The sequence below is a fragment of the Clostridium zhoujianii genome (assembly GCF_051590805.1).
Classification (GTDB): Bacteria; Bacillota; Clostridia; order Clostridiales; family Clostridiaceae; genus Clostridium.
In genome coordinates, this window is record NZ_JBPUTF010000001.1 from 1705526 (window position 1) to 1726977 (window position 21452).

Here is a 21452-nt window from a genome sequence, read left to right on the forward strand (position 1 = left end):
CCCCTCACTATTTATACAATATCAAAATTTTTTTTCACATATTTAACAATATATTCTTCTTCTAACTCTTTTTTTGCATAGACTGAACAAAAAATTGTCACCATATTTTTGTCTATATTCATATGAATTTCTTCTGGTATCTCACCAACATTATATTTACCAGTAACCATAACTATATTATTTTTAAAGTTAATATAATTAGAATCTGAAATAGTTACATTAATACTCAACTCTTCAAATATATTTGATTCTACTGATATATTCTCTTTATATAACTCAAAGCTATCATTAGGATTACTGTTTATTTTTTCTACAATATCCCATCCCTTTATTTCTTTTTTCCTTGTATCGTACAAACATGGAATAGTATCAGCATATAGACCCAATGTATTTAATGTTTTTACTTCACGTGCATGATGAACCATAGTAAATGGTATTTCTGTAATATCATTTATATTAATAACATTGTAATATTTCTCCAAAACCCATTTAATTGGATTTTCTAATAATTCTTTCTTTTCATTTTCATCTAGATCTTTAGTTACTACAACTTTATAAATATAATCATAATTACACCTAATTTTATCCATATAATATTCAACATTATTTTCAATATTTTCTATAGAATCATACATTTCTATCCTTTTAGAATTATTTCTTTTTCTATCTACATATTGATAATATGTTTCTTCTGGTTCAAAGGATTTCTTAGAGTTAGTTAGCATATTATTGAACATGTCTAAAAGTATTTCAGATGTCATAAAGTCCCATAGAGCATGATTTACATAGAAATATACTAAATGATGACTACTATCTTTTTCTATAACAACTACTTTTGATAGCAACTCACTTTTTTTAAATAAATCCTCGCAGTCAAAAATTCCTCCTATATCATTATAGATTTTTTCATATTCGTATCTATTAAAGTAAGGTATATACCAATCTTCTTTGAATACTTCAATTAAAACATTATTTTCTCTATTGTATATTGTACGTAATACTGCCTGACTATTAATAATACTCTTTATAGAATTTAATATTTGATCTTTTGATACTTCTCCTATTATTTCTACTCCTAATGATGATATAAATGGTGATTTTTTATTTAAAAAATCTTGCTGAATTTTTAATGGTACGTACTCGTAACAGTCTATACTTTTATTTATATTACCATTGTATTTATACAATTTTTCATATACTTTAGTTTTAATAAAATCTTCTTTAAATTCCCTTGGGACAATAACTCTATTTATTACTATCTTATTTTCATTATCTATTTTTTTATCATAAGATTCACTACTACTTACACCTAAATTTTCTACTAACATTTTTACAGTCTTACTTGTCTTGATAGTATTAAATGTTACGTCAAACCCTTCTTTTCTTAATGCAGATATTAGTCTTAATAGCTTCATTGAATCCCCACCAAGTTCAAAGAAATTATCCTGTAATCCCACCTTATCAACATCTAAAATTTCCTCAAATATATTACAAATAGTTATTTCTTTTGGGCTTCTTGGTGCAATATATTCTTCTTTATTTACTTCAACTATATTAGGCAAGGCTTTCTTATCTAGTTTTCCATTTCTATTTACAGGTATTTCTTCAATCTGCATCATATATGATGGAATCATATACTCTGGTAATTCTTTGCGAATTTCCTCTCTAACATCCTTAAAGTTAACAGTTTTCTTAGAAACTACATAACCATAAATTGATTTTTCACCCTTTTCATTATCTCTTGTTATAACAGCAACGTCCTCTATATAATCAATTTTACGCATTATGTTAGCAATTTCACCAAGTTCAATTCTAAATCCCCTTATTTTAACTTGCTCATCAATACGACCTAAATACTCTAGATTCCCGTTAGAAAGCCATCTTGCTAAATCTCCTGTTCTATACAGCCTTCCTTCCCCATAAGGATTTTCAATAAATTTTTCTGCTGTAAGTTCAGGTTTATTAAGATATCCCTTTGCTACTCCATCTCCAGCAATACATAATTCTCCTGGTATTCCAATACCACAAAGGGTTAAATCTTGAAGAATATAAACTTGCGTGTTTGCTATAGGCTTACCAATAGCAATATTATCTGCCTCTAAATTTTTTGATAATTCATTAGCCGTTGACCATACAGTAGTTTCAGATGGTCCATATACATTTTCAATTACTGCATTTGTATATTCATGTAATTCCTTTACTAAATCATACTCTACCTTTTCTCCTCCTACCATTATATATTGGAGAGATTTAAGGTTTTTAAGCCTTTCTGGCTGAGATAACAATATCTTTATTCTACTTGGAGTAGTTTGTAATATTTCTATACTATTTCTTTCAATAAAGGAATTCAAATACTCAAAATCTTCTTGTTCATTGCTATTTGCTACAAATGTAGTCATCCCATTTAAGAATACCAAGAAAATTTCTGTTGCAAAAATATCAAAGCTCATATTGGTGACACATGCCATATTAGTTAATTTACTCATCATTGCGCTACTCAGTATGCTCTTCTCATTATTCCAACAGTAATTTACCATATTTATATTCTTAACCATTACTCCTTTTGGATTTCCAGTTGTACCTGAAGTATATATTAAATATAGTAAATCCTCTGGTGTATTTACCTTTCCGAGATTCTTAGACTCTCCCTTAAAGATCTTTTTATCCTCAAGATCAATAACCGGTATTCCTTCATATTTAACTTTAGCTTTATAAACTAAAATAGCTTTCGGGTTACAGTCAGAAATAATGTAATTTATTCTTTCATTTGGATATTTAGGATCAATTGGCACATATGCTCCTCCAGCCTTTATTATTGCCAAAATCCCAACTACCATTTCTATACTTCTTTCTGCGGAAATCGCAACAAAATCATCTGGTTTTATTCCAATTTCTCGTAATTTCAATCCTAATATATTTGCTTTTTTATTTAACTCTTTATAGGTTAATTTTTCATCCTCAAATACAACTGCAATATTATTTGGGGTCTTTTCAACTTGTTCCTCAAATAAGTCTTTTATTGTTTTATTTCTTGGATAGTCTACAACTGTATCATTAAATTCTGTTAACAATTTAATTCTTTCATATTCACCTATTATTTCTATATCTTTAACTAATATATTTTCATCTACTATAACCTTATTTACTAAATTAATAAAATGATCTTTTATTTTTTCTACACTATTTTTAGAATATAATAATTCATTAAATTGTAATTTTACTGAAATCATATTTTGATATCCAACAATTAGATTGAAATTGTAATTTGTTTGCTCTAATCCCTTAACATCCGTTATCTCCAAGTTATTTTCAAATAATAATTCACTATTTAAGCCTTCATTATCAACTGGGTAATTTTCAAATATCATTATATTATTAATTAGCTTTTCCCTTGCTTCACTTAATTGTTGTATTTTTGATAAAGGATAGAAATCATATGCACTATTTTCTAAAAAAGAGTTGTTTATATTTATTAGTAATTCTTTAAAGCTTATATTATTCTCCATCTTAACTCTTAATGGTATTGTATTTATGAATAATCCCATCATATTCTCTATACCTTTAACTTCTGGACTTCTTCCTGATACAACATATCCAAAGGTAACATCATTACTATTATTATATTTGTGGAGAAGTACTGACCAAATAGCTTGTACTATTGTATTTACTGTAACCTTACTGTTCTTCGCTATTTTTTCTAGTTTTTTTGTTATATCTTCTTCTAAAATAAAGCCAACTTCACTATTTTTATACCCTTCAGCTTTCAAATTTTCTTCAAATGGAATTTCTGCTACTTCGCTGTATTCTAATAGATAATTTCTCCAGTATTCTTCAGCTACTTCTTCATTTTGCTTGTTAATCCATTCTATATAATTTGAATATGGTGCCACTTCTTTAAGTTTAGGGTCATATCCATACTTTAATCCATTGTATATTTTGAATAAATCAAATGTTAGTATCCCCGCACACCATCCATCTAATATAATATGATGATTACTTAAGATTAATATATATATATCTTTCTCTACCTTAATTGCAGTTAGTCTTATAAGAATATCTTCATTCAAGTTAAATCTATTTTTCTTTTCTTCACAAATTATATTATTAATATAAGCTTCTTTATCAATTATTTCTTCACTTATATCTTTATACTTTATATTTGTTTTTCTCTCATTAAATACAATCTGCATATTCTTATTAAAATTCTTGCTATCAAAAATAGTTCTTAAGATATCATGTCTTGATATTAATCTATTAAAACTCTCTTCTAATATCTCAATATCCAACTCTCCTTTTATTGTTAATCTTAAAACCTCATGGTATGCTTCTGAGTTACCATCAACTAATGTATGATATAACATCCCTTCTTGCATTGGTGTTAACGGGTAGATGTTTTTAATATTGTTTATGTCTTTTGAGTATGCTTTTAACTCATATAAGCTTATATTTTCATTTGTTATATCTGCTGCTGTTTTTTCTCCCTCTTTTTTGCTTAAACAATGATTAATGATTTCAACAAGGTTTATTTTGTAATTGCGACTTAATAATTCTATAGTTTCAGAGTTATACTCATTATCACTGTATATTATATCCATTCTTAACTTCTTATCCATAAGTATCGCTGAGAAGTTTATAGAATGTAAACTTTTATTATTTAAAGAAATTGATTCTCCTGTGCTTAACTGTGAAGTACTAAAAATATCATTGTTCATATCTTCATCAAATTGTCCTAAATAATTAAATGATATTTCAGGCTCTAAGGTATAACTTACCTTATTTTTAATTTCATCCTTAGAAAGGTACCTAATTATTCCATAATCAATTCCTTTGTTAGGTATTCGCCTTAATAAATCTTTTGTATTTTTTATTAACATGCCTAAATCACCATCAATATTTTTTAGAACTACTGGATACTGAGATGTAAACCATCCTATTGTTCTTGTAATATCTACTTCTTTAATTATTTCTTCTCTTCCATGAGATTCTAAATTAATTAAAGTATTCTCGTTTTTAGTCCATTGACTTATTGTTATTGATAAAGCTGATAGTAATATATCATTAATTTCTGTATTGTATGCTCTATTTGCATACTTTAATAATCTCTTTGTTTCTTCTTTGGTTAATTCTATTCCAATATTTCTTAAGTTATGGAATTTTGCTCCATTAGAATGTTTATCTTTTGGAATTTCACATATTTCTTTATTTTTAATATTACTCCAGTACTCTAACTGCTTCTTAATGTCATAAGAATTGGCATACTTATTTATCTTACTTGCCCAATCTTTAAATGAAGTAGTTTTCTCTTGAAGTACTATTTCTTCGTCATTCTTAGCCATCCTATATGCCATTTCTAAATCTTCATATAGTATTCTCCATGAGACTCCATCAATAATTAAATGATGCACTACTATTAATAAGTGGTCTCCTTCATTACTCTTAAATAAGCCTAACTTAAGCAATGGCCCTTCTTTTAGATTTATACTGCCCTGTATCTTATTACATATATTTTTAACTTCATCTTCATCAATATAGTCATGTTCTCTATAATCATAAATATCTAAGTCATAAAGTTTTTCATCAATACATCGATTTTTTTGTATTACTTCACCATTTTCAAGGTCGTATATCATTCTTAAAGCATCATGATGGCTAACTATAGCATTAAATGATTTTTCTATTAATTCCCTATCAAAGCCCTCTCTATTAAATAACATTGTAGCTTGATTCCAGTGATGTTTTTCTTCAAAATCCATCTCAAAGAACCATTTTTGTATTGGGGTTAATTCTACTTCACCAACAACTTCATCTTGGTTAATTTTAAAAACATTCTGCTTTATAGTTTTACTTAAATCTCTTATAGTAGAATTTGAGAATAAATTTTTCACTTCAAAATAATACCCTTTCGTTTTAGCTCTAGATATTACTTGGATTGCCTTTATAGAATCTCCACCTAAGTTAAAGAAATCATCATTAATACCAATAGTCTTTACTCCTAATACACTTTGCCATATTTCTACTAAAGTTTTTTCAACCTCACTTTCTGGAGGCATGTATTCTTCCACACTCTCGACTATTATATCTGGTAGTGCTTTTTTATCTACCTTACCATTTCTAGTTACAGGTATTTCTTCTATTTGCATAATATATGCTGGAACCATATAGTCTGGTAATTCTTTACGAATTTCCTTTTTTATCTCTTTTAAATCTATATTTATATCCGAAACTATATAGGCATAAATTGCTTTTTCTCCACTTCCGTCTTCTTTTGTTATAATAGCTACATTATTTACATATTCTATTTTGTGTAATACATTTGCTATTTCTTCAAGTTCAATTCTAAAACCTCTAATCTTAACTTGCTCGTCAATACGCCCCAAATATTCTATATTTCCATCAGAAAGCCATCTTGCTAGATCACCCGTTCTATATAACTTTCCTTCTCCATAAGGATTATCAATGAACTTTTCTGCTGTAAGCTCTGGTTTGTTAAGATAGCCCTTAGTTACTCCATCTCCTGCAATACATAACTCTCCTGGAACATTAATCCCACAAAGATTCAATCTTTGAAGTATATATACTTGTGTATTTGCAATAGGTTTACCAATAGAAATATTATTTTCTATTGTTTCTCGTGATATCTCATTAGCTGTTGAGCTTATAGTAGTTTCTGATGGTCCATATCCATTTACAACTACAGCATCTGTATATTCATGCACTTTGTCAACTAGATCTCTCTCTACTACTTCTCCACCAACTATAATATACCTAAGAGACCTTAACTCTTTAAGCTTTTCTGGTTGTGACAATAGTATTCTTACCCTACTTGGTGTTGTTTGTAATATCTCTACTTTATTTCTTTCAATAAATGAACTTAGATAATTAATATCTACCTGTTCATCACTATTAGCTATAAATGTAGTCATTCCGTTTACAAATACAAATATTATTTCTGTTGCAAAAATATCAAAGCACATATTAGTTACAGAACCCATATTATTTAGTTTACTCCTAAGAACTCCTGACATCGTACTCTTATCATTATTAGAACAATAATTAATTATATTGCTATGCTTAACCATTACTCCCTTTGGCTTTCCAGTAGTTCCTGAAGTGTATATCAAATATAATAAATCCTCTGATGTATTAACTTTCTCAATATTTTTTCCTTCCCCTTCAAAAGTTTTATTATCAGCAAGATTAATTTGTAATACTTCTTCAAACTTTACCTCTGCCTTATATGTTAATAAAACTTTTGCTTTGCAATCGGAAAGAATGTAGTTTATTCTTTCTTCTGGATATTTTGGATCAATTGGCACGTATGCTGCTCCAGCTTTTATGATTGCTAAAATACCAATTATCATTTCTAAACTTCTTTCTGCTACAATTGCTACAAAATCATTTGGTTTTATGCCTAATTCTCGTAGCTTTAGTCCTAATATATTTGATTTCTCATTTAATTCTTCATAAGTTAACTTCTCCTTTTCATATACTACCGCTACCTTATTTGATAAACCTGATACCTGTTCTTCAAATAAATCTACTACTGTTTTTTCTTTATCATACTCTACATAGGTATCATTAAACTTATTTAAAATTAAATCTTCTTCTTCTTTTGTTATAGCTTGAATTTCACCTATAAGCATTTCTGGAGTAGCTATTATTTTGCAAAGAACTTCTTTGAAATGAGCTAGTAGTCCCTTTATAGTCTCCTCTTTAAACAATGCTGTGCAATATTCTGCACATAAAAAGTAACTATCTTCACTATCTTCTATTACTACACTAAGATCAAATTTTGATATTCTATGTTCTCCACTAACTTGACTTATTTTAATTTCATCCATTGAAATATCAAATTCCTCATTATTTTGCACTCCAAAGGTTACATCAAATAAAGGATTTCTTGAAAAATCTCTTCTAACCTCTACTACATCAACTAACTCTTCAAAAGGATATTCTTGATTCTCATATGCCTTAAGGCAACTTTCCTTTACTTCCTCTAGAAAATTAATGAAACTCTTCTTTTCCTCTGGTCTTCCTCTCATTGCAAGAGTATTTATAAATACTCCCATCATAGATTCCATATCCTTATTTGTTCTACCTGATACAGGAGTTCCTACAACAATATCTTCTTGACGAGTATACTTATTTAGCACTATCATAAACGAAGCTAAAAGTAACATATATTCAGTTGTTCCAGTAGTTTTACACAATTCCTTTATTCCATCTTTTATTTCTTGATATAGATTAATGCTAGTAATTGCCCCTTCATAACTTTGCTCAACTGGTCTCTTATAATCATAAGGAAGATCTATTACTGGTACTTCGTCTTCAAATTGGCTCACCCAATACTCCTTCTGATTTTCTATACTTCTATCTTTCATCCATTCACTATAATCTTTATACTGTAAACTTAATTCTTCAAGTTCTCCACCATTATAGATAGTTGAAAATTCTTTAAGGAAAATTCCAATACTCATTCCATCACTAACTATATGGTGCATATCTATAAGTAAATAGTAATCCCCCATATTCTTTACAACCTTCATTCTCACAAGGTTGCCTTCATCCAAAGCAAATGGCTTTATAAATGTATTGAGTATTTCTGATAATTCATTTATATTCTCTTCATAAGAATAATCCGCCTCTAAATTATATAAAATCTTTTGTACAAACTCCCCATCATCAATTACAAAAGATGTTCTTAATATTTCATGACGTTCTATCATCTTTTCTAATGCATTTTTTATATTATTAGGTTTTACATTACCTTCTAACTTATAACAGGTAGGCATATTGTAAACTAGGCCTTCTTTATCCATTTGCCAAATTAAATACATTCTTTTTTGTGCAGATGACATTTGATAATATTTTTTTTCTTTAGCCTTTTCTATGGAATGATATTCTTTAATTTCAGATTTTTCTATATATCTTGCTATGGCTATTGCTGTTCTCTCATTGAAAATTGTTTTTATAGTTATTCTTACTCCAGTTTCAGCTTCAATCCTATTTGCTACTTTTGTTGCCCTTAAAGAATGACCGCCTATTTCAAAGAAGTCGGCATCTGCACTTATATTACTTCTACCAATTACATCTTCAAAAACTCTAACAACTCTTTTCTCTAACTCACTTTCCGGAGCAATATATTCATCTTTATTTTTTTCTTCTATCTCTGGTAGTGCTTTTTTATCTACCTTACCATTTCTAGTTACAGGTATTTCTTCTATTTGCATAATATATGCTGGAACCATATAGTCTGGTAATTCTTTACGAATTTCCTTTTTTATCTCTTTTAAATCTATATTTATATCCGAAACTATATAGGCATAAATTGCTTTTTCTCCACTTCCGTCTTCTTTTGTTATAATAGCTACATTATTTACATATTCTATTTTGTGTAATACATTTGCTATTTCTTCAAGTTCAATTCTAAAACCTCTAATCTTAACTTGCTCGTCAATACGCCCCAAATATTCTATATTTCCATCAGAAAGCCATCTTGCTAGATCACCCGTTCTATATAACTTTCCTTCTCCATAAGGATTATCAATGAACTTTTCTGCTGTAAGCTCTGGTTTGTTAAGATAGCCCTTAGTTACTCCATCTCCTGCAATACATAACTCTCCTGGAACATTAATCCCACAAAGATTCAATCTTTGAAGTATATATACTTGTGTATTTGCAATAGGTTTACCAATAGAAATATTATTTTCTATTGTTTCTCGTGATATCTCATTAGCTGTTGAGCTTATAGTTGTTTCTGATGGTCCATATCCATTTACAACTACGGCATCTGTATATTCATGCACTTTGTCAACTAGATCTCTCTCTACTACTTCTCCACCAACTATAATATACCTAAGAGACCTTAACTCTTTAAGCTTTTCTGGTTGTGACAATAGTATTCTTACCCTACTTGGTGTTGTTTGTAATATCTCTACTTTATTTCTTTCAATAAATGAACTTAGATAATTAATATCTACCTGTTCATCACTATTAGCTATAAATGTAGTCATTCCGTTTACAAATACAAATATTATTTCTGTTGCAAAAATATCAAAGCACATATTAGTTACAGAACCCATATTATTTAGTTTACTCCTAAGAACTCCTGACATCGTACTCTTATCATTATTAGAACAATAATTAATTATATTGCTATGCTTAACCATTACTCCCTTTGGCTTTCCAGTAGTTCCTGAAGTGTATATCAAATATAATAAATCCTCTGATGTATTAACTTTCTCAATATTTTTTCCTTCCCCTTCAAAAGTTTTATTATCAGCAAGATTAATTTGTAATACTTCTTCAAACTTTACCTCTGCCTTATATGTTAATAAAACTTTTGCTTTGCAATCGGAAAGAATGTAGTTTATTCTTTCTTCTGGATATTTTGGATCAATTGGCACGTATGCTGCTCCAGCTTTTATGATTGCTAAAATACCAATTACCATTTCTAAACTTCTTTCTGCTACAATTGCTACAAAATCATTTGGTTTTATGCCTAATTCTCGTAGCTTTAGTCCTAATATATTTGATTTCTCATTTAATTCTTCATAAGTTAACTTCTCCTTTTCATATACTACCGCTACCTTATTTGATAAACCTGATACCTGTTCTTCAAATAAATCTACTACTGTTTTTTCTTTATCATACTCTACATAGGTATCATTAAACTTATTTAAAATTAAATCTTCTTCTTCTTTTGTTATAGCTTGAATTTCACCTATAAGCATTTCTGGAGTAGCTATTATTTTGCAAAGAACTTCTTTAAAATGAGCTAGTAGTCCCTTTATAGTCTCCTCTTTAAACAATTCTGTGGAATATTCTGCATTTACAAAATACTCTCCTTGGTTACCTTCAATAATAACACTAAGATCAAACTTTGATATTATATGCTCTCCCCATACCTCTTCAATTTGTGAATCATTTAATTTTAATTCAAATTTCTCATTATTTTGCACTCCAAAAGTTACATCAAATAAAGGATTTCTTGAAAAATTTCTTCTAACCTCTACTACATCAACTAACTCTTCAAAAGGATATTCTTGATTCTCATATGCCTTAAGGCAACTTTCCTTTACTTCCTCTAGGAAATTAATGAAACTCTTTTTATCCTCTGGTCTTCCTCTCATTGCTAGAGTATTTATAAATACTCCCATCATAGATTCCATATCCTTATTTGTTCTACCTGATACAGGAGTTCCCACAACAATATCTTCTTGGCGAGTATACTTATTTAGCACTACCATAAATGAAGCTAAAAGTAACATATACTCAGTTGTTCCAGTAGTTCTACATAGTTCTTTTATTCCATTCTTAACTTCTTCCCCTATCACAATACTAGCCATTGAGCCTTTGAAACTTTTCTCAACCGGTCTCTTATAATCATATGGTAGATCAATTATCGGTACCTCATCCTCAAATTGGCTTATCCAGTATTCTTTCTGGTTTTCTAGATTTCTTATTCTCATCCATTCGCTATAGTCCTTATATTGTAAAGTAGGCGCATCAAGTTCTCCACCGTTATAAATAATTGAGAATTCCTTTATAAAAATTCCACTACTCATACCATCACTCACTATATGATGCATATCTATTAACAAATAATATTCTTCTTTACTTTTTACCACTTTCATTCTTATTAGATTACCCTTTTCTAAATCGAATGGCTTTGTAAAGGCCTTAATAACTTTAGATATTTCTTCCCTACATTCCTCATATGAATAGTCTATATCTACTTTATCTAAAACTTTTTGTACAAAGTGTCCTTCATTAGTTATAAAGCAAGTTCTTAATATTTCATGACGGCTTATGATTTTTTCTAAGGAATTCTTTATTTCATTTTCTTTTACTTCCCCATCTAGTTTATAGCATGCTGCCATATTATAAACTGTACTTTCCTTATCCATCTGCCAAATTAAATACATTCTCCTTTGTGCTGAAGATAATTCATAAAATTTCTTTTTTTCTGCTTTTGGTATAAACTCATACTCTGTTTTTTCAGTTTCTTCAATATATCTTGCAATAGCTTCAGGAGTTCTGTGGGAAAAAATCACCTTTATTGGTATCCTCATCCCTATTTCCGCTTCAATTCTGTTCACTATTTTTGTTGCTCTTAGAGAATGTCCTCCTACTTCAAAGAAATCAGCATAAACACTAACTTTATTTCTTCCAAGAACATCTTGAAAAGTTTTAACTATTATTTTCTCTATCTCGTTTCTTGGAGCAATATATTCTTCTATATTTTCCTCAACAATATCTGGTAGTGCTCCTTTATCTAACTTACCATTTCTAGTCATAGGTATAGAATCTATCTTCATCATATAAGAAGGTACCATATAATCAGGTAGCTCTTTACGAATCTCTTTTCTAACTTCCAAAAGGTCTAAATCAGATTTGGAGACTACATATGCATAAATTGCTTTTTCACCATTTGAATCTTCCCTTGTTATTACTGCTGCATCTTCTATATATGAAATTCTACGCAATTGATTAACTATTTCCCCAAGCTCTATTCTAAATCCTCTTATCTTTACTTGGTCATCAATTCTTCCTAAATATTCAATACTCCCATCAGAAAGCCATTTTGCTAAGTCACCTGTTTTATACATCTTTTGACCTAACTTATATGGATTATCTATAAACTTTTCATTTGTTAGTTCTTTATTATTTAGATATCCTCTAGCTAATCCATCTCCACTTACATATAATTCTCCTGAAATTCCTATTGGAACTACTTGACCTTGTTTATTTAATATATATACATTGTAGTTGTTTAATGGTTTTCCAATTGGAATATCTCTGAATATATCAATATTTTTTGAGTCTATATTTTGATAAGTAGTATCAACACAACATTCTGTTGGCCCGTATACATTTGTTATATTAATTTTGTTTGATTTTAATTTGCTATATATATTTTTTAAGGTATCCTTTAAAAGTTTATCTCCACCAATTATCATATGCTTTAATTTTATTTTACTGCTTTCTAATAACCTAGAATTACACATCATTGATAAATGTATTGGCGTACCATCTGTTATCTCTATTTGGTTTTCCAAATAAAATCTTACTAAATCATCTCCGTTCATTCTTGCATTATCATCAACAATATATAATGTATTTCCTAATGTTAAACAAGGAAAAATCTGTTGAACTGAGGCATCAAAAGCATAATTAGCTACTAACGCTACTTTTAAATTACCTTCATATTTATTGTAGATAAACTCTTTTAATGAAGATACTAAATTAACTACACTTTTATGCTCTACCATAACTCCTTTGGGTATTCCCGTAGTTCCTGAAGTATATATTATATAGGCTAAATCACTTGATTTATTTATATTATTTAAGTTACTTATTTCTTTATCATTTATTTCTTCTTTTGATATATCTAATACAATTCCATCAAAATTAATCCTACTAAATAAACTCGGTATACTTAATAAAATATTTGTATTACTATTCTTTAACATATACTCTATTCTATTATTTGGATGACTAGGATCTATTGGCAAATATGCAGCACCTGATTTTAATACTCCAATTATTCCTACTATCATTTCAATTGAACGATCTATCATTATCGCTACTACGTTATCACTTCCAACTCCATTGCTTCTTAAAGTCCTAGCTAATATATTTGCCTTTTCATTTAATTCCTCGTAAGTTAGTTGTTCTTCCTCATATACTACTGCTATATTCTTCGGTGTCCTTTTTACCTGTTCTTCAAAGATATCAACTAATGTTTTTTCTTCATTGTATTCTACATAGGTATCATTAAAATTCTTTAAAATTATATCCTCCTCTTCTTTTGTTATCATTTTAATTTCACCTATAAGAATTTTGGGATTAGAAATTACTTTACAAAGAACTTCTTTAAAATGAACTAATAATCTATTTATAGTTTCACTCTTAAATAAGGCTGTACAATATTCTGCGCATACAAAGTAGCCATCTTCTTTATTTCCAATATTCACACTAAGATCAAACTTAGATATTCTATATTCACCCCATATTGGATTTGCTGAGACATTACCCATTACAAGATTAAAGTCTTCATTGTTTTGCAATCCAAACATTACATCAAATAAAGGATTTCTAGAAAGATCCCTTCTAACTTCTATTGTTTCAACTAGGTCTTCGAAAGGATATTCTTGATTTTCATAAGCCCTAAGAGAACTTTCCTTTACCTCATCTATAAAATCAATAAAGCTTTTTTTAGACTCAGGTTCTCCTCTCATAGCAAGAGTATTTATAAATACTCCCATCATAGATTCTGTATCTTTATTGTTTCTACCAGATATAGGCGTTCCTACAACAATATCTTCTTGATGAGTATATTTATTTAAAACTACCATGAATGCTGATAAAAATATCATATATTCTGTAGCTCCAGTAATCCTACATAATTCTTTTATTCCATTTTTAATTTCTTGCTGTAGGTCCATGTTTTCTATTGAGCCTTCATAGTTTTTCTCTGTGGGTCTACTGTAGTCATAGGGAAGTTCTAGTGCTGGTGCTTTATCCGCAAATTTATTTATCCAGTATTCTTTCTGACTATCTAAATTTCTTCTACCCATCCACTCACTATAATCTTTATACTGTAAACTAAGAGATTTAAGTTCTCCCCCATTATAAAGAGTTGAAAATTCATCAATAAAAATTCCCATACTCATTCCATCACTAACTATATGATGCATATCTAGAAGTAAATAGTATTCTTCTACACTCTTTACTACTTTCATCCTTATTAGATTTCCTTCATCTAAAGCAAATGGTTTTGTAAAGTCTTGAAGAATTTCTGAAACTTCACTTATATTATTATCGTAAGAATATTCTGCATTAACTTTTTCTAAAATTTTCTGTACAAGCTCCCCATCTTTTATAATAAAAGATGTTCTTAATATTTCATGACGGTCTATCATTCTTTGGAATGCAGCCTTTATACTATCTTCTCTTACCTCCCCCTCTAGCCTATAGCATGCAGGCATATTGTAAGCTAGACTTTCTTTATCCATTTGCCAAATTAAATACATTCTCCTTTGAGCTGAAGACATTGGATAATATTTCTTTTCTTCTGCTTTCGGTATAAATTCACAATTTTTATTTTCATACTTTTCTATATATCTTGCTATAGACTCTGCTGTTCTCTCCGAGAAAATTACTTTTATAGGAATTCTTATTCCCGTTTCAACTTCAATTCTATTTACTACTTTGGTTGCTCTTAATGAATGTCCTCCTACTTCAAAGAAATCAGAGTCTACACTAATTTTACTTCTTCCAATTACATCCTGGAAAATCTCAATTACGATATTCTCTATCTCATTTCTCGGAGCAATATATTCTTCTTTTTCTTCTTCAATTATATCTGGTAGTGCCCTTTTATCTACTTTTCCATTTCTATTTAATGGTATCTCCACTATCTTCATCATATATGAAGGTACCATGTAATCAGGTAATTCTTTTCGTAGCTCTTTTCTAACTTCCTTAAAATCTACATTTTCATCTGAAACTACATATCCATGAATTAATTTCTCGCCATTTATATCTTGTCTTGTTATAATCGCTACATCTTTTATATAGCTAATTTTCATCAATACATTTGCAATTTCTCCAAGTTCAATTCTAAATCCTCTTATTTTAACTTGTTCATCGACTCTTCCTAAATATTCAATATTTCCGTCTGGAAGCCATCTTGCCAAATCCCCAGTTTTATACATTACTTCTTCCGGTTTATATGGATTGTCTATAAATTTTTCTTTTGTTAACTTATCATTATTCAAATACCCTCTTGCAACTCCTGCACCTGCTATATACATTTCTCCTTTTACATTAATTGGTGCTAAATTCATACTATTATCTAAAATATATATTTTATTGTTACTTATAGGTCTTCCGATAGTTGGGATACTCTTAAGATTATTTGTAGAAGTTATTGTAGAAGTTGTAACAACATGACTCTCTGAAGGACCATAGTGATTATGAATATTTATTTTATTACTTCTGATTAGCTCTTTTAGTTCATCAGTTAAAGTTAACTGTTCTCCTGCTACAACAATATGGTTAACATATTTAATAATACTTTCTATATATTTAGTTTCTGATTGTAACAACTTAAAATATGCTGTTGGGAAAAATACTGTTTTTATTTGTTTTTCATCTATAAAATCTAACATTTTAGGAACGTCCGTTCTCATTTCCTCTTTGATTAAATATAATTCTCCACCTGCTAATAAAGTAGATAATATTTCTTGACTTGCTACATCAAATCCTAAATTTGCAAATTGCAATACTCTGGTCTTCAATTCAATATTAGTATCTTTAATTTCAAAATTTATTAAATTAGCAATACTACTATTTTTAAACATAACGCCCTTAGGTTCCCCTGTTGTTCCAGATGTATATATTATATATACAAGATCATCAGTGTTGGACTTTTTGATTAAATTTCTACTGCTCTCTTGATATAAGCTCTCTTCCTCTACACAAATCACGTTGCCTTCAAATACTATATCTTCAAGTATATTCTTTTGTGTTAAAAGAACTTTGCATCTACTATTTTGTAATATAAATTCAACTCTTTCCTTTGGGTATGACAAGTCTATTGGTAAATAGGCTCCTCCTGCTTTTAATATAGAAATAATACTTACTATCATTTCTACAGAACGTTCTACCATAATTCCAACAACAACATCTGACCCTACGCCTTTTTTTCTTAATATCCTAGCTAATGAATTCGCTCTTTTATTAAGTTCTTTATATGTTATTTCTTCATCTTCAAATACTACAGCAATATTATTTGGTGTCTTTTTCACCTGTTCTTCAAAAAGATCTACTACTGTTTTTTCTTTCTCGTATTCCCTATGGGTATTATTAAAATTTGTTGAAATTAATTCTTTTTCTTCTTCTGTTATAATTTCAATTTCACCTATAAGTATTTTAGGATTTGATATTACTTTGTAAAGAGTTTGCTTAAAATGAATTAGAAGTTTAGTTATTGTCTCCTCTTTAAATAATGCTGTACAATATTCTGTACCTACAAAGTAACCATCTTTATTACTTTGTATCATTAAACTAAGATCAAACTTAGATATTCTAACTTCACCCCATATCTGTTCTACTTTAACATCATTCATTAGAAGATTTACTTCCTCGTTATTTTGTAAGCCAAACATTACATCAAATAAAGGATTTCTGGAAAAATCTCTTCTAACTTCTACTTCTTCTACTAATTCTTCAAATGGATATTCTTGATGTTCATATGCCTTAAGACAACTTTCTTTAATTTCATATAAAAAATTAATAAAACTTTTTTCTGTCGCTGGTCTTTCCCTAATAGCAAGGGTGTTTACAAACATCCCCATCATAGATTCCATATCTTTATTGGTTCTTCCTGATATTGGTGCTCCAACAACTATATCCTCTTGGCGAGTATACTTATTTAGAACTACAAAAAATGCTGCTAAAAGTACCATGTATTCTGTTGCACCAGTTATGGTACACAACTCTGCTATTCCATTCTTTACTTCTTGATGAAACTCAATACTAGTTGTGGCTCCTTCATAACTCTGTTCAGCAGGTCTTTTGTAATCATATGGAAGATCAATTACTGGAGCTTTGTCTTCAAATTGACTTATCCAATATGCTTTTTGATTTTCTAGATTTCTCCCCCTCATCCATTCACTATAATCTTTATACTGTAAACTAAGTTCTTCAAGTTCTATCCCATTATAAATGGCCGAAAACTCTTTAATAAAAATTCCAATACTCATTCCATCACTAACTATATGATGCATATCTATAAGTAGATAATATTCTTCCTCCCTTTTTACTACCTTCACCCTCAATAGCTTGCCTACATTTAAATCAAATGGTTTTGTGAACTCACTAATAATTTCAGTTATTCCATTTATACTTTCCTCGTATGAATAATCTATTTCTACTTTATTCAATATCTTTTGTACAAGATCCCCATCTTTCATTACAAAAGATGTTCTTAGTATTTCATGACGATTAATAAGCTCATTTAATGATTTTTCTATATCCTCTACTCTTACTCTACCTTTTAACTTATAGTATGAAGGCATATTATAAGCTATACTTTCTTTCTCCATTTGCCAAATCAAATAGATTCTCTTTTGAACTGAAGACATTGGATAGTATTCCTTTGTCTCTGCCTTTTCTATTCCAGCGCATTCTTTACTTTCATAACTTTCTAGATATTTTGCTATTGACTCTGCTGTTCTCTCTGCAAATATTATTTTTATTGGTATCCTTATGCCAGTTTCCACTTCAATCCTATTAGCTACTTTTGTCGCTCTTAAAGAATGTCCTCCTATCTCAAAGAAATCTGAATCTACACTTATATTCTTCCTTCCAACAACTTCTTCAAAAATTCTAGTAATAATACTCTCCATCTCATTCCTTGGAGAAATATACTCTTTTATATTTTCTTCCAATATATCTGGTAATGCCCTTTTATCTAGTTTTCCATTTCTATTTACAGGTATTTCTTCTATCTGCATCATATATGCAGGTATCATATATTCTGGTAGCACTTTACGAATCTCTTTTCTAACACTCTTAATATCTATATTTTTATCAGAAACTAAATAAGCATAAATTGCTTTTTCACCACTTGAATCTTCTTTTGTTATAACAGCTACATCTAGTATATTCTTAACCTTTCCTAATACACTTGCAATTTCTCCAAGCTCTACTCTATACCCTCTAATCTTAACCTGTTCATCTATTCTTCCTAAATACTCAATATTTCCATTAGGTAGCCACCTTGCTAAGTCACCTGTTCTATATAAAGTCCCCTCACCATATGGGTTGTTAATAAACTTCTCTTCTGTAAGCTCAGTTCTATTTAAATATCCTTTTGCTACTCCATCTCCTGCAATACATAGTTCCCCTGGAACCCCAATTCCTAAAAGATTTGAGTTTTCTAATATATAGACTTGTGTATTTGAAATTGGCTTACCAATAGATACATTATCCTCTATTATTTCAGACAATAATTCATTTGCTGTTGAAAGTATTGTTGTTTCTGATGGCCCATATGCATTTTCAACTATTGCATTTGTATACTCATGTAATTTATTTACTATATCACTCTCTACCTTTTCTCCACATAAAATAATATATTTTAGTGAATTCAGATTTTTAAGCCTTTCTGGCTTTGATAATAATATCTTTATTCTACTTGGAGTAGTTTGCAATATCTCGATACTATTTCTTTCAATAAAAGAGCTTAAATATTCAACATCTTCTTGCTCATCGCTATTAGCAATAAATGTTGTCATTCCATTTGCTAATACCAATATTGATTCTGTTCCAAAAATATCAAATGTCATATTAGTTACAGAACCCATATTCTTTAAGTTTCTTTTGAACACACCATTCAATGCACTATTTTCACTTTTTAAACAATAATTAACCATGTTACTATGCTTAATCATTACTCCTTTTGGTTTTCCAGTAGTTCCAGAAGTATATATTAAACATAACAAATCATCTGAACTATTAATCTTTTCTAAATTTTTAGGATTACCTTCAAATATTTTGTAGTTAGCTAAATCCATAGATGGTATTCCTTTAATTTCAGTATCAGACTTATAGGTCAATAAAATCTTTGGTCTACAATCAGAAATAATATAATTTATCCTATCTTCTGGGTACTTTGGATCAATTGGAACATACGCAGCACCTGCTTTCACTGTTGCTAAAATTCCAATTAACATTTCTAAGCTTCGCTCTGTTGAAATCCCTATAAAATCATCTGATTTTATTCCAAACTTACGCAGCTTATCTCCTAATATGTTTACTTTTTCATTCAATTCCTTATAAGTTAATTTTTCATTTTCATATACAACAGCTATATTATTTGGTGTTTTTTCTACCTGCTCTTCAAATATATCTACTACTGTTCTTTCTTTATCATAATAGACATAGGTATCATTAAATTTATTTAAAATAAGATTTTTTTCTTCTTGATTTATTATTGAAATATCATCTACTCTTTTATTATCATCCTTAAGAATATCTTCGATAATCAACTTAAATTGATTACAAATCCTCTGTATAGTGTCTTTATAGAATAAATTAGAATTATATTCGAAAACTCCAAATATCCTGTTTTCATTCTCTTCAATGTTCAATGTTATATCAACAGCTGATCTTCTACTTCCTAAAGCATATTCCTCAACTCTTAAGTCCTGCAGTTCTACTTTAGACTTTGGGGTATTTTGATATGTGTACATTAGTTGAAAAAATGGATTTCTACTACTATCTCTTAACGGATTAATTCTCTCCACTAATTGATTAAAAGGAAACTCTTCATTATCATATGCCTCCAAGGATGTATCTCTTACTTTTTTTAGTACCTCAGAAAACTTCATATCTCCATTAATTTCAGTGTTTAAAACTATTGTATTGACAAAAAAACCAATAATATTTTCTATTCCATCTACTTTCCTATTAGCAACTGCTGTTCCTACAGTTATATTATTTTGTTTTGTATACTTATAAACTAAGGATTTAAAAACAGATAATAAAATTGTATTAACTGTACAATTACATTTAGTTGAATATTTTTTCAAATTATTTACAGTATCCTTCTCTAATTCAAAAAATACAACATCACCATTGTTTGTTAGCATTGATGGACGTTTTTTATCCGTAGGAAATTCTACGCTTTGATCAATATCTTCTAATTTATTTTTCCAGTACTCAAACTGCTTTTCCATTTTACTTCTAGATAATTCTTTTCTTTGCCACTTTGCATAATCTGCATATTGCGCTCTTTTCTCTTGATTTACTGAATATTTACCATTGCATAATTTGTTATATTTTTCAGATAGACTTTTGTAAAAAACCCCCATAGACCACCCATCAAATATAATATGATGAATTACTACGATAAATATTCTTTCATTCGGTGCAATTTGAATTAATATAAACCTAGCCAAAGGTCCATTTTCCAAGTCAAAAGATTTGTAAGATTCCTCTTTCGCAACTCTTTTTACTTCCTCCTCAATAATTTCCGAATCAACATTTGATAAATCAATATTTTTTATTTTCTCAGTAAAATATGGATCAACTACTTGCATTAATTCATCATTAATATATTTAAATTTAGTTCTTAATGATTCTTGCTCCATGGCTATGGCATTAATTGCTTCTTGAAGTACATCTACTTTTAAATTTCCATAAATTCGAAATCCAAAATGTATATTGTAAGTAATACTTTCTGTATTTAATTTATTTATAAACCATAATCTTTTTTGCTCATAGGATGAAAGGAAATAATTTTTCCCTTCATTTCTTTTTAATATTTCTATTGAATTTAATGATATATTTTTATTTTTTTTCTTCTCTAATATTGAATTTAGTAGTGCTCTTCTTTGTAAATCTTGATGCTTTTTCTCTTCCATATCTTCTCATAC

General features: G+C 29.0%; 1 protein-coding gene. It reads right to left on the bottom strand.

The features are described from left to right. Window positions 1–11: 11 nt before the first annotated feature. On the bottom strand, window positions 12–21440 hold the full coding sequence (locus ACSYT2_RS08050) for a non-ribosomal peptide synthetase (protein ID WP_438384495.1): 21429 nt from the start codon (window positions 21438–21440) through the stop codon (window positions 12–14). Between the last annotated feature and the right edge of the window lie 12 nt (window positions 21441–21452).

What these genes read in the sequence shown, in the direction of transcription:
- ACSYT2_RS08050 (WP_438384495.1), bottom strand. Translation starts at nt 21,440, where the DNA reads ATGGAAGAGAAAAAGCATCAAGATTTACAAAGAAGAGCACTACTAAAT.